Below are 25,992 nucleotides of genomic sequence, written 5' to 3' on the forward strand. Positions count from 1 at the left end.
TATGGCATGATACAGGATTATATGGATATATCGGGTCTTTATTATGCATAGGATAAGCGGCCCATTGCCGTTTGATACAAGTTATAAAAAAAACGGCAATGGACCACTGCGCCAATATCGGAAATAATATTAGTTTAAAATGAGTTCTATCACCGGTATCTCCACGTCGGGTTTCTTAACAGGCAGGCTGAGGTTAATGTCATTTTCCTCCTGGTTCTTACCCAGGCTATGATGCATAGCGGGCTCGCTCATCTTTATTTCTGAAGCATCATGCAGGAACTGAGCATATTTTATCTTGCCTTTATAGCCGGGTAAAGTAAAGTTCTGCAGTGGGTAATCCAGCAGATGTACATACAGGCGTTTGGTGGCAGGGTTATAGGTCAGGAGGCAGTTATCCGGTTTTGCAAAGGCTGCCGGCGCCTGTGTACAACCGTAAATAGAACGGCTGTTCACCTGCATCCAATCGCCCATGGCTTTTAATGCCTGCTGTGCCCGTACATCAAAGGTGCCGCGTGCGGTAGGGCCTACGTTTAACAGGAGGTTACCGCCCTTGCTCACTGATTCTATCAGAAGGCCCAGGAGTTGCTTAGTATCTTTCCAGGAAGTTTCATCACGATAATAGCCCCATGAGCCGGAAAAGGTCTGGCAGGTCTCCCAATGCACTTTTTTGCCGTTACGTGTAGGCCATTCCGATACTTTATATTGTTCGGGCGTCACAAAGTCGCCGCCGTCTTCATACTCCCCAAGGTCCAGCCGGTCATTGATGATAATATCCGGCTGCAGCTTGCGGATCATTTTAATCAGCTCAAGAGAATTCCAGTCGTTATGGTCTTTCCCATGGTTTCCGGGGAATGAGAAGTCGGTCCAGAGAATATCAATTTTACCATAGTTGGTGAGGATCTCTTTCACCTGGTTAAACAGGTACTCCCGGTATTTGGCCATATCCCTTCCCTGGTTCAATTTGGCGTATTCTGTCGTATCGTTGGGGCGTTGGGGATGCACACGGTCTATCGTATACTCCGGGTGATGCCAGTCGATCAGCGAGTAGTAAAACCCTACTTTCAGGCCTTCCGCCCTGAAAGCATCCACCCATTCTTTAATAATATCTTTGCCATAAGCTGTTTTAGTAGCTTTATAATCTGTATAACGCGAGTCAAAAAGACAGAAGCCTTCGTGATGCTTACTGGTGATCACGGCATATTTCATACCCGCAGCCTTGGCCATCCGCGCCCATTCCCGCGGGTTGTAAAGATCCGGGTTAAAATTGTCAAAGTATTGCTGGTAGTCTGCATCCGTGAGCCGTTCCCTGTTCTTAACCCATTCATGGCGGGCAGGCAATGCGTACAGGCCCCAGTGGATGAACATACCAAAGCGGTCATTCACCCACCATGACAGGCGCTTTTCCTTTTGTTCAGGTGTTTCATTGAAGATCTTCTTTTCCTGCGCGGAAAGCTTCGTTAACAGGAAAAGGCTGCACAGTAAGAGTAGCGTACGTTTATTCATTTTGTTCAGTTTATGTTATGTGAAAAGCAGGCAGTGTAGCCCTGTCTGATCGTGGAATGCACGGGTTTCATGATGCAGTTCAAGTTCGTGGAATTTATCGGTTTTTTATAATAGTGAATTAGCGAATGATGATACTGGAGTAACGGGCCAGCCCCTGCATCAGGCTTACTAATCAACTGGTTTTCAATATCCGGACCTTAAGTACAGGCCATCATAACGCGGGTAGCGCCTGAAAATTCGGGTATTAACCTCTTATTAACGGATGACGGTAAATACTGTTGTAACATTGTGCAACGTAATTCAGCAAAACGTATTCTTTTTCCTATCGTTATATCTAACGCCTGAGTGTCTACTCCGGCGGTTTTATCTTCTTCCCCATCTTCCCGTCCGGATTTACTACATCGTGTATTAACTATTTGCTATTGAATATTTTAAAGCAGGCAATGGAACGGCTGTAAAAAAACAGCAGGTAACTTAAAAGAAACCTGCGTTGCTAGTTTGTAATCTAAACCGTCTTTTATATTCAGTGTGAGAATTGAATATCCGTTAATATTCTCGCATGAAATTCAGGCTTTAAATTTTCTTATTAGTTAATATGCCGTTAAAGAGGAAGTTAATACGAGGTTAACCAAAAAGAATAGCCAGGGCACAATGGCTATGATAGCAGGAATAGTACCTGTTATGGGGCTGGATCATTATTGCTTATACGTATATACGTTCAGTAAAGAGATGGACTGGCGGTCTACCACCAGTCAATAAAAAGGGAGAAGACCATGGTTCCGGCAGTTACCAGGTTCTTTACAAAACGGATATTAAAACCGCCCTTCTCTGTATAATAATAACTTTCTTTATACCTGTCATATTCAATAGGCGCTCCCAGATCCTTCATCATTTTGAGAAACTCATACAGGGTTCTTTCGGAAATACGGAGCCTTTTGGCTAACTGGGCGGGTTTGCCGGTACCTTTAATGCGAATGAGGTAATCGATCGTTTGTAACCTTTCAAAATAACGCTTGGGCATGTGGCATAGGGGGTTTAACGATTAATGGAATTTACAGCATACATAGCATTATACCAAAATATTTTCATATACCGCAGTTATGTCACATGCAGGCGTTGGCAATAGGTTGATAATAAACGGATTTTCTCTGTTCATGATATATGGGTTTTTCGAGGGTAAAGTAAAACAGCTTCTTACTACCGGTCAGGCGTTCGCTAGCTGCAATTTAGCATCCTCTACTGCAATAGGGTCGCAGTTAATGTACATGTGGTAAAAATGGCATTTATTATCAGGTTTTTACAGCCTTGAAAGGAGATGGCCAAGGCTTTTAAAATGCCGTACAAACAGGAGATTCTGCCTTTTTATAGGAAGCCCCCGGTGAAAACCGGGCGCGCAGAGATCGGCCTATAATTTTAGAGGGCCTGTAAGCCCTGGTTAAAAAGATATATCCGATCTCCCTTCGTGCAACAAATAGTAATTTTTAACACTGATTAAATCATTGCAACAATGTTAGGGCTTTATTTAGTTTTAACAGTTAACTGCACGTTAACAGCAGAAATAAAAAACCTTGCCGGCCATAAAGACCGGCAAGGAGCAGAACCCTGAAAGGATCGGAAACAGACGCTGATAGCATAAAAGCAGGAAAGCACTACAGCACCGCCCTACCTTCCTTTGGTACAATTAACATCATACCTGCTGCAATTATACATTGGTTTATTTTTTCAGCAGTTAATTGAAAGTTAATCCCTGGCGGAAAATCGTGCGATCATTGCCGTAAGAAATGGGAAACAATGGTCTGTACCACATTACCGGCTTCATTGTCATAATGATGTCCCCCCGGCAATACCATATGCTGATAGTTGGAAATATGCAGCTCCTTCAGATCAAAATCTTTCTCCCCCTCGCCAAATAATAGTAACAAAGGATGGTCAGTGATCCTGTTAATTGCCTCCGGTACACTCAAACCATTCTTCATGGTTTTACCCAGCATTTCCGATACATGCACCTCCATATCCGTAAAACGGGAAGGCGACATGAATACCAGCTGCTTTGTCTGCGCCCGCAGATTGGCAGGCAGGTTATTAAAGATAAAGGGCAGCACATCCGCCCCCATAGAATACCCCACCAGCAAAAAGGTCTGGTGCTTCCACTGTCGGCCGTAGTATTGCAGGAGGGCGGCTACATCGGCGCCTGCCTCTTCGGGTGTCTTCTTCTTCCAGAAATATTTGAGCGCGTTCAGGGCTACTACCGCATATCCCTTGTCGCTGAACGCATCCACCATATTGACGCTGAACTTCTTCATTCCCCCGTCGCCGGTAATGAACAACACCAGCGGACGATGTTCACTGCCCGCCGGCGATACCGCCGTGACGGGCAGCTGGTCTATCGCCCTGCTCTGTGCAAAGCCCGTAGTTAACAACATTTGGAGGAAGACCATTAAACAGATAGATCGTATATGCATAAATCCGGCTTTATTATCCTAAGGTTGCATCACCTTGCTTAAGGCATTGGGTAATTGTATCAGGTCAAAATCATGTTCATATACCAGGTATTTGTTGGTCCACATAGTGGCGTATTTTTCCTTGAACTCCCGCAAGCCATGATAATGGCGAAAAGCACGGATCTTCTCATACGCAAACTTTACCACCTGCTCTGCCGTGTTGCTGGGTTGTACAATGCCCGACATGGGTACCATTCCCAGGTTCAGGAACTGCATGTTACGCTGCTGCGCATCCTGTATCAACGCAATGATCAGTGCATCCATACAGCCGCCCGGCGCATCCGTACGCTTGCGGATCAGGTCATAGGTACATTCTCCCGGCGCATAATCAGGTATCATGTTAAGAAAGGCCGCCACCTGCCCCTCTGCATTACTTACCGTAATCACATCCTGCCCCGCTATCACTGCTGCGTCAAACAAACCCTGGGAAAAGGTCATCTCTTTTACTTCATATTGCTCCAGCCACTCGTCAGACACTATCTTCAATTCCTGTACCAGGGCAGTAGAAAGAGGGGCCCGGTGTATGGTGGTCGTATAACCTTTGGCGTTAAGACTGTTCAACGCATTACGCAGTGATTTTTTATCTTTCCCGCTAAGGGTAAATGTGCGTATGTCCAATATCGCTTCCTGCCCTATCAGCAGCTTCTTTTTCTTCAGCCGGTTAAAGTAGTATACACTCCCTTCATCCACACGATAGAAAGCCGGCCTCAGTCCCATCTTTCTGCATTGCATCTCAAATTCCTGCAAAAGCAATAGTTTATCATCTTCGCTGCATACCGGTTCTTCCAGCACAATGGCAAAGCCATTGGCCACCCGGTAGGCAATGAAGCCCTGGTGCACATCCGATACGTACAGCAGTTTATCCTCTCCTACCTTGAAATAATCCATCGCCGAATCGCCATACTGGCTCAGGTAGAAACGAGCCTTCTCCAGCGCCGTATTACTTTGCTGGATATGGAGATAAGGACGGATAATAGTATAGAACAGGAAAGCCCAGGCACTTACGCCCAGCACATGTATGGCGCTCAGAAACTCCCTCCCGAAACGGGTAACCGGATGCAGATCTTCGTCATTCAGCAGCAGAAAACCATGAAAGGCCGCGCGCAGCGAATGCTGCCAGGTAAAGTCTATACCAAAATGCCGGGCCTTTAGAAAGTAAAAGCCGGTAGCGCCAAATACCAGCACCACGGCAAAGGTGGCCAGCGCCGTCATCACCCCGATATTAATCAGCTGCGGATTGCTTCTCACGCGATACTGCTCCGCGGTAATCAATAATATCACCGCTGTGATCAGCGCCAGCGAAGCTTCCTCATAATCCAGCGCCTTACTCATGTGCCCTATGACCGATAACAATGATACTACCAGGGCCACCACCCAGGCGCCACGTAAACCGCGGAACAGGAAGGTGGCTGTTACCAGCAATACCAGCCCGAGAAAGATCACAAAGAGGTTGGAAGCGTGTATAGAATCACCAGGTATATAGGTATGCAGCAAGCGTAAGCGGTAGGCCAGCGGCGGCGTAAGCACCGAGAAGATATTCACCATGCCCAGTAAAAAGATCAATACCGGCGGCACCAGACGCAGGGCCAGCTCCCGCCCTTTCAGGGCAAATGGCAGCAGTCCGCCTGATAAAGGCAGCCAGAATTCGAACAACCTGTACAGTAATGTTATCTCTACTGCCTGCACCGGGGTATAGCCATAATTGCCCAGCAGCCAGGCCAGTGATAGTTCTATGGCGCCCAGGCCACGTAAAAAAGGCGAAATGATCAGGAAAATGGTAGCTATAATATAGCCCACACAGGCGGCCTCAAAAGAAGGGGTCACGCCAATGGCAAGCATTCCCAGGTATAAATGCCCGATACCTGTCAGCTCTATGGCCACAGAAGCCAACACGGTCTGCACAAATGCCCTGCGTTGCACATTAAAGGCAAAGATCTCCTGCAGTTGTTGTATAAACGCAGGAAAATACCGCAACAACATTTTGTATACCACTCCCTGCTGTTGCATGGAACGGACGATCCATACTACGCCCGCCAGCAACGCACAGATAGCCGACAAAGCCGGTACGGCCCGCCCCATGGCAGGGTTGCGCAATATGGCGATCACTACCACCGGGATACCCACCAGGAATACCGATAAGATGCCCACATAACCATAGATACCCGAAGCCTGGTGTACCTGCTGCTTATTAACATCAGCAGCCCGCAAACGCGGCGGCAGATAGGCCAGTGAGCTCACTCCGCCTGCCGGAAGGAACACGGACAATAAATTACGCTTCAGGAACAGCTCTATGCCCATACTTAAACTTAAGCGTGCGCCCACCGCTTTAAAACTGTATTGATACATCAATGCCTGCAGGCAGATGTATACTAAAGTAAGCACTATGCCCAGCAACATCCACACCCGCTTAGCCTGCTCAATGGCGGGTACCAGGGCGCCTAATTCATGTCTTTCCTGCCTGAAAAAGTAAATAGCCAGCAGCAGGAACAGCACCGACAGCAGTTCCTTGAGATGCAGCTTCCGTAGTAAAGGTGTTATTTGCAAGGGATACTTCAAGGGCATAACGGGCTACCTTCATTTTAGTAACACACAAAGCTACAGCTAAGTTGTGTGGGCCAGCCGCCACCAGTTTAAGTTTAAGTGAATTTTAATACCCCCAACCTTTAAAAACGGCACAATTATTCGTGCCTCAGTACGCGGGAGATATCAATTTATGCGGTATATGCAATGGGGAAAACTGATATATGACAAAATATACGCCTGGGTAAAGATAGCTATCGCTATGCTGCCCAACCTGGCAGTGGCCGCCATCGTATTAGTACTGTTTGTTTTACTGGCCCGGCTGATGAAAAAGCTGGTATTCAAACTGGTATCACGCCTGTCTGATTCAGCTGCACTCGCAGGACTGTTTTCCAGCGTTGCCTATTTCATGGTTCTCTTTATAGGCCTCTTTATTGCCCTGGATGTGCTGAAGCTGGACAAAACCGTTTCTTCCCTCCTGGCTGGCGCCGGGATCATAGGCCTGGCCCTGGGCTTTGCCTTCCAGGACCTTACCGCCAACTTCATTTCCGGCATCTTCATCACCTTTCGGAAACCTTTTGAAGTAGGCCACCAGATTGAAACCAACGGCTTTACCGGCACCGTTGAGAATATACAGCTGCGCTCTACTACCCTCCGTACAATAGACGGCCTGCACGTAATAATTCCCAATAAGGATATTTTCCAGAAACCCATTATCAACCACTCCCTCACTCCTGAACGCCGGGTAAGCCTTACGTTCAATGCCCCTATCACTAACGAGCAAACCGGCCATGCCCGTGACCTGATCCAGCGCGAACTGGCCGATCTGCCTCATATCGCTACCCATAAACCCTGTAAAGTACTGTTTTCCAATATAGACGGGGCCAATGTTAAAATAACCGTCTCCTGCTGGGTGAACAATGAGAACGTGGATATCTACGACGAAAGCATGCACGCCATTATCAAGGACGTAATAGCCGTACTGAAGGAGAACAAACTGGTCTGACCCCACAAAAAACCACCCCTTCTGAAAAATTTTCGGGATTTTTGTCCTGCACAGATTTTTCCGCCCGTCATTACACTGTTAACAGCATTAATAACCTACAAACAATTTAGTCATGAAAGACTTCATGTTCATTTTCAGCAACGGCAGCAGCTCCGGACAATTATCCCCAGAACAGATGCAGGACAATATGCAGCAATGGTTTGCCTGGATAGAAAAGCTGAAGGCCAATAATACTTATGTGGCAGGAGAAGCTTTGCTGCCCGGCGGTAAAACCGTAAAAGGCCCCAAAGGAGTAGTAACAGACGGTCCCTTTGCAGAAAGCAAGGAACTGGTAGGCGGCTTCTTTATCATCCGGGCCGCCTCTATCGAGGAAGCCACCGAGATCGCGAAAGAGTGTCCCGATCTGCCACTGAACGGCAATGTGGAAGTCAGAGAGGTAATGAAATTCGACAACATGTAAACAAGGCATTATGCCATCCAGCCCCTCCTCTCCGCAACAAATTGTAGATCATCTTTTCCGGCACGAGTCGGGAAAGATGATCGCTGTATTGACCCGCATCTTCGGTATGCACAATCTTAGCCTGGCCGAAGATGTAGTGCAGGAAGCTTTTCTGAAAGCCGTTCAGACCTGGGCTTTCGATAAGGTACCCGATAATCCCTCTGCCTGGCTGATGACAGTAGCCCGCAATAAAGCGCTGGATATTATCCGGCGGCAGCAGCATTTCCAGCACCTCTCTGGTGAACTGGCCTATCACCTCCGGTATACCACAGAAAGCACGGTGCGCCAGCTGTTCCTGGATACTGAAATTACCGACAGCCAGTTGCGTATGATCTTTGCCTGCTGTCATCCGGCCCTGAAAGAGGAAGACCAGATAGCGCTTACCCTGAAAACCGTTTCGGGTTTTGGAACAGTAGAAATTGCCCGCGCACTTGTCACCAATGAAGCGGTGATACAGAAACGCCTGTACAGGGCCAGGCAATTCATTAAAGATCATGACATACAGCTGGAGATCCCCAGCGGACAGGAACTGGTGCCTCGTCTTGAGACGGTCTACACAGTGTTGTATCTCCTGTTTAACGAAGGCTATAACTCACTGAAAGCAGATGAGCTGATACGAGAAGACCTTTGCATGGAAGCCATGCGCCTTTGCCTGCTGCTTACAGAGCATAAAGTAGGTAAACAACCTGCTACCTTCGCTTTATTATCTCTCATGTGCTTCCAGGCCTCCCGTTTCGATAGCCGGGTAGATGAGAACAACGCCATTGTATTATTGCAGCACCAGGATCGCAATACCTGGAACCGTGACCTGATCAGCCTGGGATACCGCTACCTCGGCCAGTCTTCCCAGGGCGAGCTCCTGACCGTTTATCACATTGAATCAGCTATTGCTGCAGAACATTGTCTCGCCGCTTCTTTTGAGCAAACCAACTGGCATCGCATGCTGCAGCTATACGATCTGCTGCTGGAAGAAAAACCAATGCCAGTAGTATGCCTTAACAGGGCCATTGTACTATCCCAGCTGGGCCACAAAGAAGAAGCCATTCATGAGATCATCACTATTCCTGACATAGAAAAATTACTCTCCTCCCATTACATTTACAGCGCCGTATTGGGTGACCTCTACCTGCAGAACGGCGACATTGCGAACGCCTGTAAATATCTCACACAGGCCCAGCAGCTAACCATCTCACATGCAGAACAACAGCTGATCAGGGAAAAATTACAACGCATTACCAGCAACGGAAACCCGCAGGCCAACTGATAGTTTTTCGCGTCCTTCACGATTCATTCTTTATTGTTGCTACCTTTACGCCCAAAGAATCAGTTATGGCAAAAAGATTTCTGGTATTTGCAGTGGGCAGCATAGTGCTCATTGGCGTAACAGGTTATTTTTTTCATTGGGTATGGTGGCTGCTGTTAGTAGTAATGCCGCTGATTATCATGGGGATAGTAGATATGCTGCAGACCAAACACGCTATCATGCGCAATTATCCCATCTTCGGCCGCATGCGCTACTGGATGGAAGATCTGCGCCCGAAAATATACCAGTACTTTGTAGAAAGTGATACCGATGGCAGCCCGGTGAACCGGATAGACCGTTCTACCATCTACCAGCGCGCCAAAAGGGAATTGGATACGCAACCTTTCGGCACGCAGTTTAACGTATATGCGGAAGGGTATGAATGGATGGCGCACTCCATACAACCGCAGGATTTTGAAAAGATGGAAAAGGATCCGCGCGTAATTATCGGCGGTAGCGAATGCACACAGCCCTATGCGGCCAGTATCCTGAACGTATCTGCCATGAGTTACGGCTCCCTGAGCGCCAACGCAGTAGAAGCGCTGAACGGCGGCGCACGTTTAGGCAATTTTGCTCACAATACCGGCGAAGGGGGTATCAGTCCCCATCACCTGAACCAGGGCGGCGATATCATCTGGCAGATCGGCACCGGCTACTTTGGCTGCCGCAACGAACAAGGGAACTTTGACGATACTTCCTTTGCAGAGAAAACTGCATTGCCACAGATAAAAATGATAGAGCTGAAGATCTCCCAGGGCGCTAAGCCCGGCCATGGCGGTATCTTACCGGCTGCCAAGAACACGCCTGAAATTGCTGCCATCCGCCGCGTGAAACCTTATACCACTGTTTTTTCTCCGCCCTATCATACTGCTTTTAACACTCCCCGTGAAATGATGCAGTTCCTGGCACATATGCGCACACTGAGCAAGGGAAAGCCGGTAGGTTTCAAACTTTGTATAGGACAGCCCAGGGAATTCTATGCCATCTGCAAGGCGATGATCGCCACCAACATTTATCCTGACTTCATTACGGTAGATGGTGGCGAAGGCGGCACCGGTGCGGCGCCTCCCGAGTTCTCCAACTCTGTAGGCATGCCCCTGATGGACGCCCTCTCCTTTGTACATGACACACTAACGGGATTCAATATACGTCACAAGGTAAAGATCATCGCTTCAGGGAAAATACTGACCGGCTATCATATACTACGGGCAATGGCGCTGGGCGCCGATGCCTGCAACAGTGCCCGTGCCATGATGATGGCCATTGGCTGTATACAGGCCTTGCTGTGCAATACCAACAAATGCCCCACCGGTGTGGCTACACAGGATAAATGGCTTGCCGCAGGATTAGTGGTGGATGACAAAAAGCACCGTGTAGCCAACTACCACCGCGATACCATAGAAAGCGCCATGGAACTGACTGCCGCGGCGGGATTAACAGATCCGCATCACATTACCCGCAGCCATATTTTCCGCCGCGTGTTTATGAACCAGGTAAGAAGTTTTGAAGAAATATATCCCAGCGTTGCTGCGGGCCTTTATTTGAATGGACAGGTATCGGAAACACTGAAAAAGGAATTGGAGATAGCAAGTGAAGACAGGTGGAATTAACACTCCCTGCCCGTCATTGCGAGGCCCTCAGCGGCTCCTCGCAATGACGGGGATGAGGAAAGCGACTGCGTAAACCGGTACTACAACCTATAAAAATCCTGTCCGTTCTGATACAATATCCTCCTCGCACTCTCCCTCGGAAAATTATCTTTGATCAACTGCATATCCTCATCCTTAAACGGCTCCGGCGCCCTGGTAGACGGCAGATCCGTACCAAACATCAATGCCGCAGGATTTACATCCATGATTGCCTGCATGGCTTCTACCACATTAAAATTACAACGGCTAAAGCCAGTCGCTTTAACCTTAGCGCCATAAGATACCAGCTCCAGCAAATACGGCAAGCCTTCTTTCGACAATCCCAGGTGATCTATGCTCACCCCTGGCAATAGCTTTAACACCGGCAGCAGATCCTTCAGCATAACTGAATTAATATACAGCTCCGTATGCCATCCCACCAGGTCAAACACACGGCGTGCCAGGCGCTCCAGGTGCTCCACTCCTTCTGAGCCTCCCCGCTGCACATTAAAACGTACCGCCCTTACCCCTGCTTCATGCAAACGCTGTATCTCTCCGTCCGTTATATCTGCAGGTATCTGGGTAACACCCACAAAGCCGGAGCCCAGGGCCTGCAAAGCAGCTACCAGGTATTGCTGGTCAAATGCCTGGAAGGAACCAGATACCACCGCGCCCCCTGTAATGTTCAGCTGCTGTACCCTTGCCAGGTAATCTTCCGCAGAAAATGCCGGCGGCAGGTAACCCTGGTTGGGCACCAGCGGATAACGGGGGTCGATGATATGAAAGTGTGCATCAAAGATCATGATCTGGCTATTTTTACCACAAATATTTTATAGGGCACATCACCAGGATGCAGGGCACTGAGATCGATCACACAATCCTTACCCTGCTGTTGTAAGCGGACGTTTGCTTTGCTGCCCAGGATACTGGCGCTGGCGCCGCCGGGCGCTGTATAGTCGCGGATCAGCAGCCGGGAAGTATAAGCAGGTACGATACAATAAAGGTCATTATTTTTTTGGGTAAAGAACATTTCAATATTGGCATGTTCTTTAGACGGCTGTACCATCTTCACCACATCATACTCCGCCATATATGCGGCCTGTTTTACGGTAGGTTGTTTACCCGGGCTCCACTGACGCGTAGCTTTCCAGGCAGTAGTGCCATAGACAGCCTCTCCGTTCACCTGTAGCCAGTCTCCTATATCAACCAGTCTTTGCTGCATGATCACAGGTATGCGGCCATCTGCTGTAGGCCCGATGTCCAGCAGGAGATTTCCCCCGCGGGAAACAATATCGATCAGCGCCAGCAGCAGATCATGGCTGCTTTTATAGTCATTCACATTCTCCATACGGTTGTATCCGTAGGACTGACCTATGCCCCTGCTTTCCTCCCAGATCACGCCCGGTTCCATACCGCTGCCGTACTCTGAAGTGAGATAGGTGCTGGCGGCATTGTGTCCGCGGGTATTGCTACCCCAGCGGTCGTTCACTACGATCTCTTCTTTCACCGGTGATTCATTATACAACCACGACAACAAAGAGGGAGAATGCCATACGGAATCCGGCAGGTCCCACTCACCGTCAGAAAAGATCACGCTGGGCTTGTAACGGGTCACCAGGTCTTTGAACTCCGGCTCCATCACCTGCCTGATGTATTGTTGTTTATCAGCAAGCCATAAAGGGTTGTACCACTCATACAGGGAGTAATAATATCCCATACGCAAACCTGCTTTTCGCACAGCATTGGTAAGGTCTCCCAGCAAATCGCGTTTGGGCGTGCCAGTTACAGCATTCCAGGAGCGGCCCCATGCCTTATCAGCCCAGGGACTGTTCCATAAACAGTATCCTTCATGGTGTTTGGAAGTAAGCACTACATAGCGGGCGCCTGAGCGGCGGAAGATATCAGCCCACTGATCAGGGTCAAACAATGAAGCAGTGAACTGCGGTTCAAACTTTGCATAAGGGAAATCCTTTCCGAAATTCTTTTCATGAAAGGCCTGTACCTGTTTGTGCGATCCGGCATCCTTTGTCATCAGGTTATACCAGTACCATTCTGAATATCCGCCGGGGCCTACCACCGCATAAGAGGGTACGGCATACACGCCCCAGTGAATGAAGATGCCAAACTTTGCATCATGAAACCAGCCGGGTATTTTGCGCGTATTCAGCGATTCCCAGTTGGGTGCATACTGCTGTGCCATACATGGCTGCAGCCAAAACGATACCAATAACAGTAACAGTGAGAAGGTTCTCTTCATGAAGTGGAATATTAACAGCTGGTAAAATAATGAATATTCCCGCCACCTGCAATCATTTCCGCTTCAATGCGGCTGCCGTTTCCTTGTGTTATTCCAGCGCGCTGGCGGCCGCTTCGTCTACAAACCAATGCAGCTCGCCCTCCTGCGGGCGGATCAGTTGAGAGGGAAATTGCTCTGCATTGAAAGTACCTTCTATCACATTCTTAAGGGTAAGTGCTTTACCTGCACCTGTGGCCATAAATACCACGCAGGCGGCACGGTTCACTACCGGTGCAGTGAGGGTAACACGGTACATATGTTGGGCCGGCAGGAAAAATGATTTTACCCAGGCCTTTTGTTCCTGTACGATCGGCAGGCCGGGGAACAGGGACAGTGTATGCCCGTCATCTCCCATGCCCAGCAATACCAGGTCGAAGGTAACTTTGAAGTTGTCGAAATATGCTTTCAGGAGCTTCTCATATTCTTCAGCAGATGCTTCCGGCAGCAGATCTGTACGCATTACATGGATGTTCTCTTCCGGCACACCCAGAGGGGTCAGCAGGGTTTCATAAGCCATGCGTGCATTGTTGCGTTCATCGTCAAAAGGTACTACCCGCTCATCGCCCCAGAAGAAATGGATCCTTTCCCAGGGTATCATCTGGCTGTAAGGTTCCTTAGCCAGCAATGTATACAGCTGCTTGGGCGTGCTACCGCCAGAGAGCACGAACGTGAAACGTTCATTCTCCTGTAGTACTTCCTGTATATAATTGCTGATCCAGGCTGCCAGGTTCTCGCTGAGTTGCTGGGGGTCTTTGGCGATGTGAAGCTCCATATTTATTTTTTGATGTGCTGAACGCAAAATGCGAGACTCATTAGCGTTCACATTTTGCGTTCAGCGTATTAAATCACTACTTAGTTAAGTTGATCCAGGCGTGCCCGTCCTGTGCTATCAATGCATCTGCATCATTAGGTCCCCAGGAATCCGGCGCATAGTTCGGGAAGTCCTGCGGTGTGCGGTTCTCCCATGTTTCCAGGATCGGCATGATCACCTTCCAGGCTGCCTCTACCTGGTCTGCACGCATGAACAGCGTTGCATCTCCTTCCATTACATCCAGTAGCAGTGTTTCATATGCTTCAGGCGCATGTTCTCCGTAGGCGGCATCGTAGTTGAACACCATCTCTACAGGATCCAGCGTCATGGTCTGTCCCGGACGTTTAGCCTGAAAGCGGATACGGATATCCATTTCCGGCTGTATGCTGATGGTAAGACGGTTAGGCCTCCAGGTCTCTGCTGATTCCGGCGGGAACGCATAATGCGGCGCCTGGCGGAACTGCAGCACGATCTGTGTTGTTTTCTGGTGCAGGTATTTACCGGTGCGCACATAGATGGGCACACCCTGCCAGCGCCAGTTATCAATGTAGAATTTTACCGCAGCGTAGCTGTCTATATTGGAATTGGTATTGACGCCTTTTTCTTCGCGGTAGCCTACCACTCTTTCGCCTTTCTTCCATCCGCTGGAATACTGGCCGCGTACGGCATATTCGTGTACTTTATCGCGGCTGATGGGGCGGATAGCATTGAGCACATCCACTTTCTTGTTCCTGATCTCATTGGCGTCGAAAGATACGGGCGCTTCCATGGCCACCATACATAAGAGCTGCAGTATGTGGTTCTGCACCATGTCGCGCAGCGCTCCTGAACGTTCGTAGTAACCACCCCTGCCTTCCAGGCCAACGCTTTCTGCAGCAGTGATCTGGATGTATTCAATAAAGTTGCGGTTCCATACCGGTTCAAACAGGGCGTTGGCAAAACGCAGCGCCAGTATGTTCTGCACAGTTTCCTTACCCAGGTAGTGGTCTATACGGAAGATCTGTTCTTCAGAGAACATGCGGGTAAGCAGGGCATTCAGCTCATGCGCGCTTTTCAGGTCATGGCCGAAAGGCTTTTCAACCACAATGCGGGTACTGTGCGTATCGCTGCAAAGGTTCAGTTTACCCAGCTTTGTTGCAATGGCAGGCACCAGCTGTGGCGCTACTGCCAGGTAGAAGATCACGTTCGGGTGTTGACCCCATTCCTGCTCCTTTGCTTTCACAAATTCGCTGATGGCGTCGTAAGACTCAACATTCTCGGCATCCATCTGCAAAAAGCTGAGATGTTGCGAAAAGGCATCCCAATGGCCATTCTGCTCACCTTTACGACGGGAGAACTTGCTGATCCCGTCCAGCAGGTGTTTGCTGTAAGCCTCATTGGTGTAGGCGCTTCTGCCTATGCCAACAATGGCAAATTGTTCTGGCATCCAATCGTCCAGGAAAAGATTGTATAAAGCGGGCGATAGTTTCCGGTAATTCAGGTCGCCACTGCCACCAAAAATAAACAGCACGGAGGCAGGCGGGCGCTTGTGGTCTTGCATATATCGATTATTTAAGAAAGCTTTTAGCCTTTAGCTTCTGGCTATTAACTACTGCATTAGCTAAAATGCTAAAGCTGGCAGCCAATAGCTGTTCTTCAGTGTTGTTCCCAAACAGTATGGAAGGTACCTGGCATGTCTATACGCTGGTACGTGTGTGCTCCGAAATAATCGCGCTGTGCCTGTACCAGGTTGGTAGGCATGCGCTCGGTACGGTAAGCGTCGAAGTATGACAGTGCTGCCATAATAGCGCCCACCGGTATACCTGCCTGTGCGGCCTGCGCCACCACGGTACGGGTATTGGTCTCTACTTCATTTACCAGAGCCGCCACATCCTTGCTCAGCAGGATATTCGGCAGGTCAGGCGATTGCTCGTATGCCGTTGCATAGGTTTCCAGCAGTACGGAACGGATAATACATCCGCCTCTCCATACTTTCACCGCCTTTGGTAAAGGTATTTCCATTTTCAGTGCAATGGAAGCCTGGTACAGCTGCGACAATCCCTGCGCATAGCTCATGATAGTGCCAAAGTACAGTGCATCCTCTACCAGTTGTATCCAGGTGTCTACCGGTGTATTGACCTTAGCGGCAGGGCTTTTATACAAAGCGGAAGCCTGTACTCTTTCTTCTTTATAACCGCTGATGGTGCGTAACGATACTGCGGTGTCTATTACAGGTATCGCCACCGGCAGGTCCATGGCCTCCTGTGAGGTCCATTTACCCGTGCCTTTAGATCCGGCCTTGTCAGAGATCACGTCTACCAGGCGCTGATCGGTCTTGTCATCCTTTTGCAGGAATATATCTGCGGTGATCTCTACCAGGAAAGATTGCAGCTTGCCTTCATTCCATTTGCGGAACACCTCATGTAAACGGTCGTTGTCCAGTCCTGCGTGCTTCAGCAGCGCATATGCTTCACTGATCAGCTGCATGATGCCGTACTCAATACCGTTGTGCACCATCTTTACATAGTGGCCGGCGCCTTCTTTACCCAGGTAGGCTACACATGGCTCTCCCTTTACTTTGGCCGCAATGGCTTCCAGCATCGGCCTTACTTTTTCATAAGCTTCCACGTCGCCGCCGGGCATAATAGCCGGACCGGTACGGGCGCCCATCTCACCACCGGAAACGCCGATCCCCATGAAATGGAGCTGCTTTTCCCGGAGGTATTTTACTCTTCTCAGTGTATCTGTATAATGAGAGTTACCACCATCTATTACTACATCACCGGGCTCCAGCAGAGGCAACAGCGACTCGATCACATCATCTACGGGCTGTCCTGCAGGCACCAGCATCATAATACGGCGCGGGCGCTGTAACAGCTGTACCATAGTAGCCAACTCTGCTACGCCCTTAACCGTTGTACCTGCCGTGGCGCCAGACTCCAGCGCAGTGGTCTTGGTAGCATCCTTATCAAATCCTATTACGGAGAAACCATGGTCGGCCATATTGAGTAACAGGTTCCTGCCCATTACACCCAGACCGATCATTCCGAAGTCATATAAGCTGTTTGACATAAGCAAAAGTAAAAGTGAAAGTAGTGGTAAAATTAGAACAAATACATTTATAAATTATTAACTCTCGACCGTAAAATGATCCGGATCAGTGAAAAACACAATAAAAACAGTGATAATGACAATCCGGTGGCAGTCTCATTAGGCAGAATTCCGGCCCGCATTGATAATACCAAAAGAGCAACGCACTACCAGCTTTTCAAATACCGCCTTTTGCTCCTTGCCTGCCCCCTGCTTTTCCGCCTCACGGATACGGGTAAGCGCGTACTGCTGTATGGTAACCAGCGGCAATACGATCCTTTCCCGCATCTGTATGGACAACTGGTCAACAGGACTGTCTGCCATCAGGGAAGATTGGCCCGACAGCTGCAGCAGGTACTTCTTCGTGAGCTCAAACTCGTCCCGGATCATCCTCCACACCGGGCCGTAGCGCTCATCTTTGGCCAGGTGGGCGGTTAAAGGCATATAGCTCTTGATCATCGCCATTTCACAGTTGTCCAGCAGGGTTTTGAAGAAAAGCGAACGTTTATACAGCTGCCGCAGGGCTTCCCACTTGCCCGCCTTTTCCAATTGCTGCAGTGCAGATCCCACGCCGTAGAAGCCAGGCACATTCTGTTTCAGCTGGCTCCAGGCGCCTACATAAGGCACGGCCCGCAGGTCGTTGAGCGTAAGCCTGGCTGCCGCATTACGTTTGGAAGGACGGCTGCCGATATTGGCCTCTGCGTAATACCGCAGCGGACTGGTATGTTCCAGGTAATCCAGGAAATCGGGATGTTGTTTCAGCTGGTTAAAGGAGCGGTAGCCTTCATCTGCCAGGGCCTGTAACAAGGCTTCTTCTTCAGCGCTCAGGGTCACCTCTCTTGAAGAGAACAGCTCATTGGCAATACCTGCATGGACCAGCTGCTCCAGGTTATACTGGGCCGCGTCTATGGTACCGAAATTGGAGCTCACAGTTTGCCCCTGTATGGTGAGCTGGATCTCCTTATTGGCAATGTTACGTCCCATAGAGGCGTAGAACTGGTGGGTCTTGCCCCCGCCACGACCGGGAGGGCCTCCGCGGCCATCAAAGAACACGACATCAATACCGGCTTGTCTTGACAATTGTGTCAGCTCCTCTTTGGCCTTGTAGATACTCCAGTTGGCCATCAGGTAGCCGCCATCCTTGGTGCCGTCAGAAAAGCCCAGCATGATGGTTTGCTTATTGCCACGCCTTTGCAGATGCTGGCGATAGTCTTCATTCTCATACAGGGAGCGCATTACTTCTCCCGCCTGCCGAAGGTCGTCAATGGTCTCAAACAAGGGCACAATGTCCACGCTGAGTTGCTCTTTTTCCCAGCCTGCCAGCAGGAAAAGCCCATAGATCTCTATTACGTTCAGTGCACTGGTGCTATGGCTGATGATGTAACGATGACAGCCTTCTTCGCCATTGGCAGCCTGTATGGTCTGCATGGCTTTAATAGATTCGAGCGTATCATATTGCAGCGGATCCTTTAACTGGCTGCTGCTGATACGGCCTTTGATATTCAGTAATGCCTTTATTTTATCTTCATCGCTGAGGGATGCATAGTCTTTGGGAAGCACATCGCTTTCAGCGGCAATAGTTTCCAGTAAGGGCCCATGTACCGAGCTGTCCTGCCGGATGTCCAGGGTGGCAAAGAACAGTCCAAACAGCTCCACCTTGCTGATCAGCGATTCTACCAGGTGCACAAACAGCCCGTTATGCTGTTCCAGGATGGTAGTACGGATCCGCTGCAAAGTATCCAGTATCTCATCGCGGCAAAGGTTGGTTCTATGACCGGGTATGAACAGGTTACCGTATAGTTTCTGCTCCAGTGCTGCCAGTTCATTCTCTACACCACGGAAAGTAAGGCGGCGTTTCAGCCTGCGCACATCCAGGTAATAGCATTTGATAACAGCGCTCCGCAGGGCATCTGCCACCTGCAGGGTAGTGGCCGCCTTTACAAAGGGGTTGCCGTCACGGTCGCCGCCTGGCCAGAAGCCCATCCGGATCAGCGGGTTGGCTGAGCTTACGGCTTCCGGGAAATGCGATTTCAGGTAATACATAATACGTCCCGCGGCCTGGTAAAATACATTTTCCAGGAACCACACCAGGCTGATGGCCTCATCATAAGGGGTTGGCTTCTCCTTTTTGAAGAAAGGCGTTTTACCCAGCTGCTGCAGGTACATATTCACCTGGGCAGTGTTATCGCTGATAAGCGCTTTGGAAAGGTCGTTGATAATGCCCAGTACCTCGCCGGGGTAGAACTGGGTGGGGTGGGCCGTTAACACCAGCCGTACGGCAAAGTCTTCCAGCTTCTTCGCCAGTTGCTCTTCCTTCTGGTACTGTGTTACGGCGGAATGCAGGTGCCGCAGGGTACCCGCCCCCTGCATATCATGGATATCGCGGAAGGCGGCATCTTCCAGGGCGTCGAACAGCACTACCTGCCGTTCTGAATATTGTACAAAACGAAACAGCAGGTCCAGCTGCTGTTGCTCATCCCGGTAGGTGGTATATTGTTCAAAAAATGAGTTCAGTATCTCCTGCGGGCTTTGTTCTTTAGCGAACCCTTCCTCGCAGTGCAGGAGGAAAAGGGACAGAAAGATGCCTGTTTTTTCAACCCTGTGGAAGGGTAAGGCAGTAAAAAGGCTGTTATAGAGCTGAAATTTAGTTCCTACCAGGTTCCTGAATAGTTGCAAAGTATTATTAACCGGTGCTTCCATGAATGCTGATTTGCTGATTCCCGGACGACAAAGTACGAAAAAAATTGAGGGTTTGAAAGTTTGTGGGAGGAGAAGACCGGGGGCTGGGCTACAAACAGCAAAAGGCCCGGCCTTACGGCATCGGGCAATTGCTTTCCATCGGCTGTTTTGTGTTATTTGATCAGTTACTTAACCTGAAATTCACAGGGATGGAATATAACACCGAAACGTTCCGCCCGTTCTGCCGACCGGGTTTCCATTTCGGCATTGCTTTTATGACGCGGGTGGCTTCCTGTTCCAGTCCTCCGCCTTTGGCCGCGCTAATTACTTTTACATCTTTTATATTTCCTTCATAGTCTACAACAAACTGTACTGTCACAATTCCTTCAATACCGTTTTCCGCAGCAATGTTCGGGTAGCGGATGCTCTTGCTAAGGTAGCTGAAAAGCGCACCCTCCCCTCCCGGGAAAGAAGGCATTATTTCTACAGTGACCCATGGCTTATCACTCTCATCCTTTTCTTTTGGGGCAATGAGTACGTCTCCGGAACCTGTTTCAGGAAGTAATGATGGATCTATACCGTCTTCAACACCAGCAGTAGTTGTCACTCCTACGGATTTGTTCTCAAATTCACTCATACGTGGAGGAACATCCTCCGGACTGACTTCATCATTCCTCGTAATCACAGGTGGCAGAAATTTTACAGAAGGTCTTGCAGGAGGTGGGGTACTGGATGGAAGGGCCGGCGGGGGAGGTGTTCTTGTTTCAGGAGGTAATGATGTCAGTTTCACAACATCAACAACCGGCCTGTTAAGTAGGTGCGTTTCCGTTACAGAGAGGCGATTGCTCAATGCATATCCGCCAATGATCAACATCGTAACAGAAGCTGTACCTACTATAGCATTGCGCACCCGCCTGTCATACTTACGACGTAAGTCATAAGCGCCGTAATCTTTATTCCTTCCATTGAACAGGATATCAAGGAAGTCATTCCCGGAGATAGTAGCTGTGTTCATGGTATAAGCTTTACAATTAGATGCAGACGAAAAATAAATTCCATACAGAAAAATAAAAAAACTGAAAAGCCGCTACCAACGCAGCGGCCTTTCAGCAGGTTTCCGACATCTAATGAGTAAAACTGATGTACTGGTAATAAAGATACTATGTAGCGGGAGCAGCTGACGGAACCGGCGGTTTCTCTTCTGCCGCCAGCTCACTGCCCTGTTTCTTTGATTTAAATATGGGATATAAGACCTGCGCATACCACTCTTCTTCATGATAATCCTCCAGGCCATACTCAGCAGGATACTTACGTGTGATCTTTGCGGTACCGAATATCACATCCCACAGGAAGAACATGTTACCGTAATTACCATTATAATGGCCTACACCATCCCTGTCGTGCGCCGCATGATGCGCGTGATGGGTAGCCGGCAGTGAAATGGTGCGCTCCAATACCCAGGCCAGCGGATGCAGCCACTTAATATCATACAGCGGTTTATCCCAACGGATACTCGAATGCGCCATAGTAGTAATAATACCCTTCACGCCTTTCACTATCAAAGCCGGTAATCCAAGCCCCAGGTACGTCAATGTTACCGTAGCGTAGATCTGCGGAAATAATACGGTATAGATAAAGTTCTGCCGGCTGGCCATTGCCATGCCCATATAGGGAGCAGAATGATGCGTGCGATGAAACTTCCATAACCAGGGCACTTCATGATGCAGGCGATGGTACCAGTATTGCGTAAGATCATCCGCCACCGCCAGCAGCAGCAATCCCCAGCCAAGGGGCACCCAGGCAAATGTATTACGCAGGCCCGGGATCACAGCTGGTAAAAACGTAAGTGCGAAGTAAGAGATGATCACCGGCATCAATACTCTTCCTAACAATATACTGGCAAGGTCAGTGAGCTTTTCGTTGGTCTTCCAGTTCTTGTAAAGCCCGAATGAAAATTCCAGCACACCTGTTACCAGCAATATAACAGTGAGCCCCCACCCGTTCAGGTGTTGAAAGATCAGTTTTACTGTTTCCATTTTTAATTACTAATTAATAATGAAGAATGAATATCGACATAACTATGATCTGGTAAGACACTTGTTCCGCGCATTATTAATTATTAATCATTCATTATTAATTAATGCACGAAGTGCTTCAGTACCTGTAATATCACCCACACAAATAATAAAGGCAGCAGGTAAAGCAGTACGCTCACCGCCAGCTTGCGTATAAGCAGCCATACATCTTGCCATGTCATAGTAAAAAGGTTTATCCGTATTTTGATAAAATACCAGCCCAGATTGATATCCGGGTCGGGATCACCTATCTTGCTAAAGGAAGTATTATATCTATATGCAATTTCAGATCGAAGAGAAAGGTTTGCCGCAGAGATGCCACGGGGCGCGGGAGGCACATTACATAAAATTTACCACCAATAAATTCGCAATATGCCAACCCCGCAGACCTTACCGGGCGTTTATTTACAGCTTACAGCAAACAACGCTTAGCAACAACAGCAACCGCAACGGGCACTGCTTACAGAATGATAATAAGTAGTTTGGATAACCACCTCACCCCTTAAAATAGCATGTTTAGATACATGGGCAAACTGTTGCATAACAGCAATATTTTTCTTGGTTAATTTTTGATCGGCTGACAGTATCCTGCTGGTGAGACATGTACTGCCGGAGCACTGAGCCTTGCACTCCAGGGTGGTGGTAAATTCTTTGTATTCCCTATAGAATTGGTAGACAAATATACATCGCTTATTCAGATTTCCAAAGAACTACGCAGAATTTTTTTTCAGTTTCACCACCGGTCATGTTAATAATGGCAGGCTCCCGAATATTTTCTACATTAGTTCCCGTATGAAACGAATGCTATTCTTTCTGACAGGTATATTGTCTGTAACGGAAATCGCTGCGCAAACCGCAGATACCACGCGTCAATTGCATGAAGTAGTAGTGGAGGCCTACCTCAACAAACAGCACCTCTTACAGGTTCCCACTTCCACCAGTGTCATCACCGCAAAACAGCTGCAGCTGCAACCCGGCATTACCCTGGTGCCCGCCATGAATACGGTACCGGGCGTACGAATGGAAGAACGCTCTCCAGGCAGCTACCGCCTTTCGGTAAGGGGCAGCTTGTTACGCTCGCCCTTTGGCATCCGCAATGTCAAAATCTATATGGATGAAATGCCCCTCACCGACGCGGGCGGTAATACCTACCTTAACCTGGCCGATCCCGGCGCCATACAAAGCACAGAGATCCTGAAAGGGCCTGACGGCAGCCTGTTTGGCGCCAACTCAGGCGGCGTGATCCTGCTGCATCCCCTGGGTTTGAACGGTGCAGACAGCACCCGCCTGCAGGCCACCCTGCAAGGCGGCTCCTACGGGCTATTCCATGAAAAGGCGAGCTGGCAGCAACAGTATGGGCCCTATCAGTTGAGCCTGTACCAGGCTTACCAGCGCGCTGATGGTTATCGCAGCAACAGCGCATTGAAAAGATATTATGTACAAACTGCACAGCAATGGCAGTATAACGCGCATAACCGTTTAAAACTGCTGGCTTTCTATAGCGACCTTTCTTACCGCACTCCAGGTGGATTGACGGAGTCACAGGCCCTCGCCAACCCGCGGGCGGCACGTCCTGCTACCCCTGCCCTTCCCGGTGCAGTCACCCAACAGGCAGCCGTGTATAACCGCACCTTCCAGGGTGGACTGGTGCATGAGTCCAACATCACTTCGCACTGGCGGCACGTGATCACCGTCTTCGGCGCCAACACACATTTTGAAAATCCTTTCATTACCAACTATGAAGCGCGTGACGAGAACACTGCCGGGGCTCGCACCTATATCTCCCTGCATGATCAGGCCATAGGTGCTAGTGGTCTTCTTTTCAACTGGAATACCGGACTGGAATGGCAGGCGACTAATACCGACATCATTAACTACGGCAACCGCGCAGGTAAACGCGATACTATACAGGCGGCAGACAAGCTTACCGCACAACAGCATTTTTACTTTACCAGCCTGAGTGTACGACTACACGAAAAATGGATCTGGGAAGCAGCCGTCAGCTTAAACTATTTTCACTATACATTTAATGAAGCAGGGAAGTCAGACAGTACCCGCAAATTCAGCGCACAGCTGATGCCGCGTTTTTCAATGTCTTATCTTATCACAGACGATCTCGCCGCCCGCGTTACAGTAAGCCGTGGCTACTCCCCTCCGGCTATTGCAGAAGTACGCGCCTCAGATAACATCATCAACACCAGCCTGCAGGCAGAGAATGGATGGAACCACGAAGCAGGGCTGCGCTTCAACGGGCGCCGCAACCGCTTCTGGATAGATGCATCCGTATATTACTATCACCTGCAGCATGCTATTGTAAGAAACCTGCATGACGATGGCACGGAATTTTTCAGGAACGCCGGCTGTACCAGGCAGACCGGTGTTGAAGTGCAGGGCATGTTATGGCTTTTGTCGCCACGCAGACAGGGCATTATAAAAGGTATACAATGGCAGGCAGGATATACGTACAGCCATTTCCGTTTCAGTGATTATGTAAGTGCGGGACAGGATTATTCAAACAATCAGTTAACCGGCGTGCCCAAACAGGTGATCATCAACAGCCTGCTTATACAGCTGCCTGCAGGCATCTACCTGTTTGGCCAGCATAATTTTACCGACCGCCTGCCACTGAACGATGCCAATACTGCCTATGCACGTTCCTATCACCTGGTACAATGCAAAGCAGGATGGCAGCTGCCGCTGAATAGTAAATGCCGTATGGCTGTTTTTGCCGGGGCCGATAATCTGCTGAACCAGTCCTACAGCCTGGGTAACGACCTCAATGCTGTAGGTAACCGGTACTATAATCCAGCCCCGGGACGAAACTATTTCGGAGGAATATCGCTTATGCTATAGCTAATAGCTAAAAGCTGGTTAATACAATCTGCAACCATCTTCAATGCTGGTCACGTATGCTTTCAATGGTACATTGAACTGTTGCTGGTAACCGTGACCAGCTTTTGCGATAAAGTCGTTCACCGCATCCTTCCGCACTACGTTAATAGTGCAACCGCCAAAACCGCCGCCCATCATACGGGCGCCCAGTACCCCAGCCGCACCGGAAGCCATCTCCGCCAGCCAGTTCAGCTCCTTACAGCTTACATCATACAGTTTGTCAAGCCCTTCATGGGTAGCAAACATGCGCTGACCGAATGCTGCCAGGTCATTACGCAGCAGGTCATTACAGGCATCCTGCAAACGCGCGATCTCTTCTACCACATAGCGGCAACGGTTATACGTGATATCATGCTCCGGCTTAACGTAGGCATCCAGCATATCCATACTAACCTGGCGCAGGCTGCTTACTTCCGGGTGATGCTGACGTACCAGCGCCACGCCGCGCTCACATTCCGCCCGCCTTGTATTGTATTCAGATGATGCCAGGGAATGTTTTACCTGCGTATCCAGCAGCACCAGGCTGATATCGTCAAACCGGAAAGGAATGTATTCATGCTCCAGCGATCCGCAATCCAGTTTGATCAGGTGCTGACGCTTTCCGAAGATGCTCGCAAACTGGTCCATGATACCGCAACGAACGCCTACAAAATTGTTCTCCGCTGCCTGGGCGATCAGCGCCATGTCCATCATGGAGATGTTCAGCTCAAACAGGTTGTTCAGCGCAAACAGCACCGCGCATTCCAATGCTGCGGAAGAGGACAGACCGGCGCCCTGCGGAATATTACCACCAAATGCACATTCAAAGCCGCCTATCTGGTACCCTCTTTGTACCAGCTGCGCTACCACGCCCAACAGGTAATCCGGCCAGTGCTGGGGAGAGGCCTGCAGGCTGTCCAGGCTCCCGCTGTAATGATCGTCCAGGTCCAGTGCATGAAATTGCAGCTGAGCGTCGTTCCGTTTTGTAATGCCCAGGTAAATGGCCTTGTCTATGGCGGCCGGTAATACAAAACCATTGTTGTAATCCGTATGCTCCCCTATCAGGTTGATACGGCCGGCGGCGCGCACCAGTAAAGGCGCCGTGCTGAAGTTTTCTTTACAGAAAGCCTGTAAGGTGGCTGCCGGATCGGCATGCTGACGGAAGATAGTTTGCGCGTGTTGCAGTTCCATGTGGAATTATTTCTTTGTATTTTCTTCGTAATCGATTACG

The 25,992-nt window shown here is 49.3% G+C and carries 18 protein-coding genes; 5 read left to right on the top strand and 13 right to left on the bottom strand.

Going from position 1 to position 25,992, the window contains the following annotated elements:
- Nucleotides 1-129 precede the first annotated feature (129 nt).
- From ACR9Y8_RS12815 to ACR9Y8_RS12830, 4 genes are all read right to left on the bottom strand, one after another.
- Nucleotides 130-1,503 (bottom strand): alpha-L-fucosidase, encoded by a 1,374-nt coding sequence (locus ACR9Y8_RS12815; RefSeq protein WP_481213642.1) that lies wholly within the window; start codon nt 1,501-1,503, stop codon nt 130-132.
- A 742-nt stretch (nt 1,504-2,245) separates the two neighbouring features.
- Nucleotides 2,246-2,524 carry a hypothetical protein gene (locus tag ACR9Y8_RS12820; protein WP_481213643.1) on the bottom strand — a complete coding sequence of 93 codons (279 nt, stop codon included), beginning with the start codon at nt 2,522-2,524 and terminating at the stop codon, nt 2,246-2,248.
- Nucleotides 2,525-3,269: 745 nt separating this feature from the next.
- Nucleotides 3,270-3,965 carry an AcvB/VirJ family lysyl-phosphatidylglycerol hydrolase gene (locus ACR9Y8_RS12825; protein WP_481213644.1) on the bottom strand — a complete coding sequence of 232 codons (696 nt, stop codon included), beginning with the start codon at nt 3,963-3,965 and terminating at the stop codon, nt 3,270-3,272.
- Between the two features lie 18 nt (nt 3,966-3,983).
- A complete protein-coding gene (locus tag ACR9Y8_RS12830; protein WP_481213645.1) occupies nt 3,984-6,566 on the bottom strand; it encodes a phosphatidylglycerol lysyltransferase domain-containing protein in 2,583 nt (860 codons plus the stop codon).
- 160 nt (nt 6,567-6,726) lie between these two features.
- Between ACR9Y8_RS12830 and ACR9Y8_RS12835 the strand changes: the two genes are divergently transcribed.
- From ACR9Y8_RS12835 to ACR9Y8_RS12850, 4 genes are all read left to right on the top strand, one after another.
- On the top strand, nt 6,727-7,530 hold the full coding sequence (locus tag ACR9Y8_RS12835; protein ID WP_481213646.1) for a mechanosensitive ion channel family protein: 804 nt from the start codon (nt 6,727-6,729) through the stop codon (nt 7,528-7,530).
- A gap of 112 nt (nt 7,531-7,642) precedes the next feature.
- The gene (locus ACR9Y8_RS12840; protein ID WP_481213647.1) at nt 7,643-7,990 is read left to right on the top strand and encodes a YciI family protein; all 348 of its coding nucleotides are present in this window, start codon (nt 7,643-7,645) and stop codon (nt 7,988-7,990) included.
- 10 nt (nt 7,991-8,000) lie between these two features.
- Complete coding sequence (locus ACR9Y8_RS12845; RefSeq protein ID WP_481213648.1) at nt 8,001-9,293, top strand: RNA polymerase sigma factor; 1,293 nt, start codon at nt 8,001-8,003, stop codon at nt 9,291-9,293.
- 65 nt (nt 9,294-9,358) lie between these two features.
- Entirely contained in the window at nt 9,359-10,942 is a 1,584-nt protein-coding gene (locus ACR9Y8_RS12850; RefSeq protein ID WP_481213649.1) for an FMN-binding glutamate synthase family protein, read from the top strand.
- Between the two features lie 80 nt (nt 10,943-11,022).
- Here ACR9Y8_RS12850 and ACR9Y8_RS12855 read toward each other — a convergent pair whose 3' ends face one another.
- The 8 genes from ACR9Y8_RS12855 to ACR9Y8_RS12890 all read right to left on the bottom strand — a co-directional run bounded on the left by ACR9Y8_RS12855 (nt 11,023) and on the right by ACR9Y8_RS12890 (nt 21,851).
- On the bottom strand, nt 11,023-11,763 hold the full coding sequence (locus ACR9Y8_RS12855) for an amidohydrolase family protein (protein WP_481213650.1): 741 nt from the start codon (nt 11,761-11,763) through the stop codon (nt 11,023-11,025).
- On the bottom strand, nt 11,760-13,217 hold the full coding sequence (locus tag ACR9Y8_RS12860) for an alpha-L-fucosidase (protein WP_481213651.1): 1,458 nt from the start codon (nt 13,215-13,217) through the stop codon (nt 11,760-11,762). The genes ACR9Y8_RS12855 and ACR9Y8_RS12860 overlap by 4 nt, the downstream gene beginning before the upstream one ends.
- A gap of 88 nt (nt 13,218-13,305) precedes the next feature.
- On the bottom strand, nt 13,306-14,028 hold the full coding sequence (gene pgl / locus ACR9Y8_RS12865; RefSeq protein WP_481213652.1) for a 6-phosphogluconolactonase: 723 nt from the start codon (nt 14,026-14,028) through the stop codon (nt 13,306-13,308).
- A gap of 76 nt (nt 14,029-14,104) precedes the next feature.
- The gene (gene zwf / locus ACR9Y8_RS12870) at nt 14,105-15,607 is read right to left on the bottom strand and encodes a glucose-6-phosphate dehydrogenase (protein WP_481213653.1); all 1,503 of its coding nucleotides are present in this window, start codon (nt 15,605-15,607) and stop codon (nt 14,105-14,107) included.
- Between the two features lie 95 nt (nt 15,608-15,702).
- On the bottom strand, nt 15,703-17,118 hold the full coding sequence (gene gndA, locus ACR9Y8_RS12875; RefSeq protein WP_481213654.1) for an NADP-dependent phosphogluconate dehydrogenase: 1,416 nt from the start codon (nt 17,116-17,118) through the stop codon (nt 15,703-15,705).
- A 138-nt stretch (nt 17,119-17,256) separates the two neighbouring features.
- Nucleotides 17,257-19,836 carry a phosphoenolpyruvate carboxylase gene (locus tag ACR9Y8_RS12880; RefSeq protein ID WP_481213655.1) on the bottom strand — a complete coding sequence of 860 codons (2,580 nt, stop codon included), beginning with the start codon at nt 19,834-19,836 and terminating at the stop codon, nt 17,257-17,259.
- A 160-nt stretch (nt 19,837-19,996) separates the two neighbouring features.
- On the bottom strand, nt 19,997-20,830 hold the full coding sequence (locus ACR9Y8_RS12885) for an energy transducer TonB (RefSeq protein WP_481213656.1): 834 nt from the start codon (nt 20,828-20,830) through the stop codon (nt 19,997-19,999).
- A 145-nt stretch (nt 20,831-20,975) separates the two neighbouring features.
- The gene (locus ACR9Y8_RS12890; protein WP_481213657.1) at nt 20,976-21,851 is read right to left on the bottom strand and encodes a sterol desaturase family protein; all 876 of its coding nucleotides are present in this window, start codon (nt 21,849-21,851) and stop codon (nt 20,976-20,978) included.
- Nucleotides 21,852-22,682: 831 nt separating this feature from the next.
- Between ACR9Y8_RS12890 and ACR9Y8_RS12895 the strand changes: the two genes are divergently transcribed.
- On the top strand, nt 22,683-24,743 hold the full coding sequence (locus ACR9Y8_RS12895; RefSeq protein ID WP_481213658.1) for a TonB-dependent receptor: 2,061 nt from the start codon (nt 22,683-22,685) through the stop codon (nt 24,741-24,743).
- A gap of 18 nt (nt 24,744-24,761) precedes the next feature.
- Here the strand turns inward: ACR9Y8_RS12895 and galK are convergent, their stop codons facing one another.
- A complete protein-coding gene (gene galK, locus ACR9Y8_RS12900; RefSeq protein WP_481213659.1) occupies nt 24,762-25,952 on the bottom strand; it encodes a galactokinase in 1,191 nt (396 codons plus the stop codon).
- Nucleotides 25,953-25,992: the final 40 nt, after the last annotated feature.

The sequence above is a fragment of the Chitinophaga sp. SVR4-12A genome, from assembly GCF_056754765.1.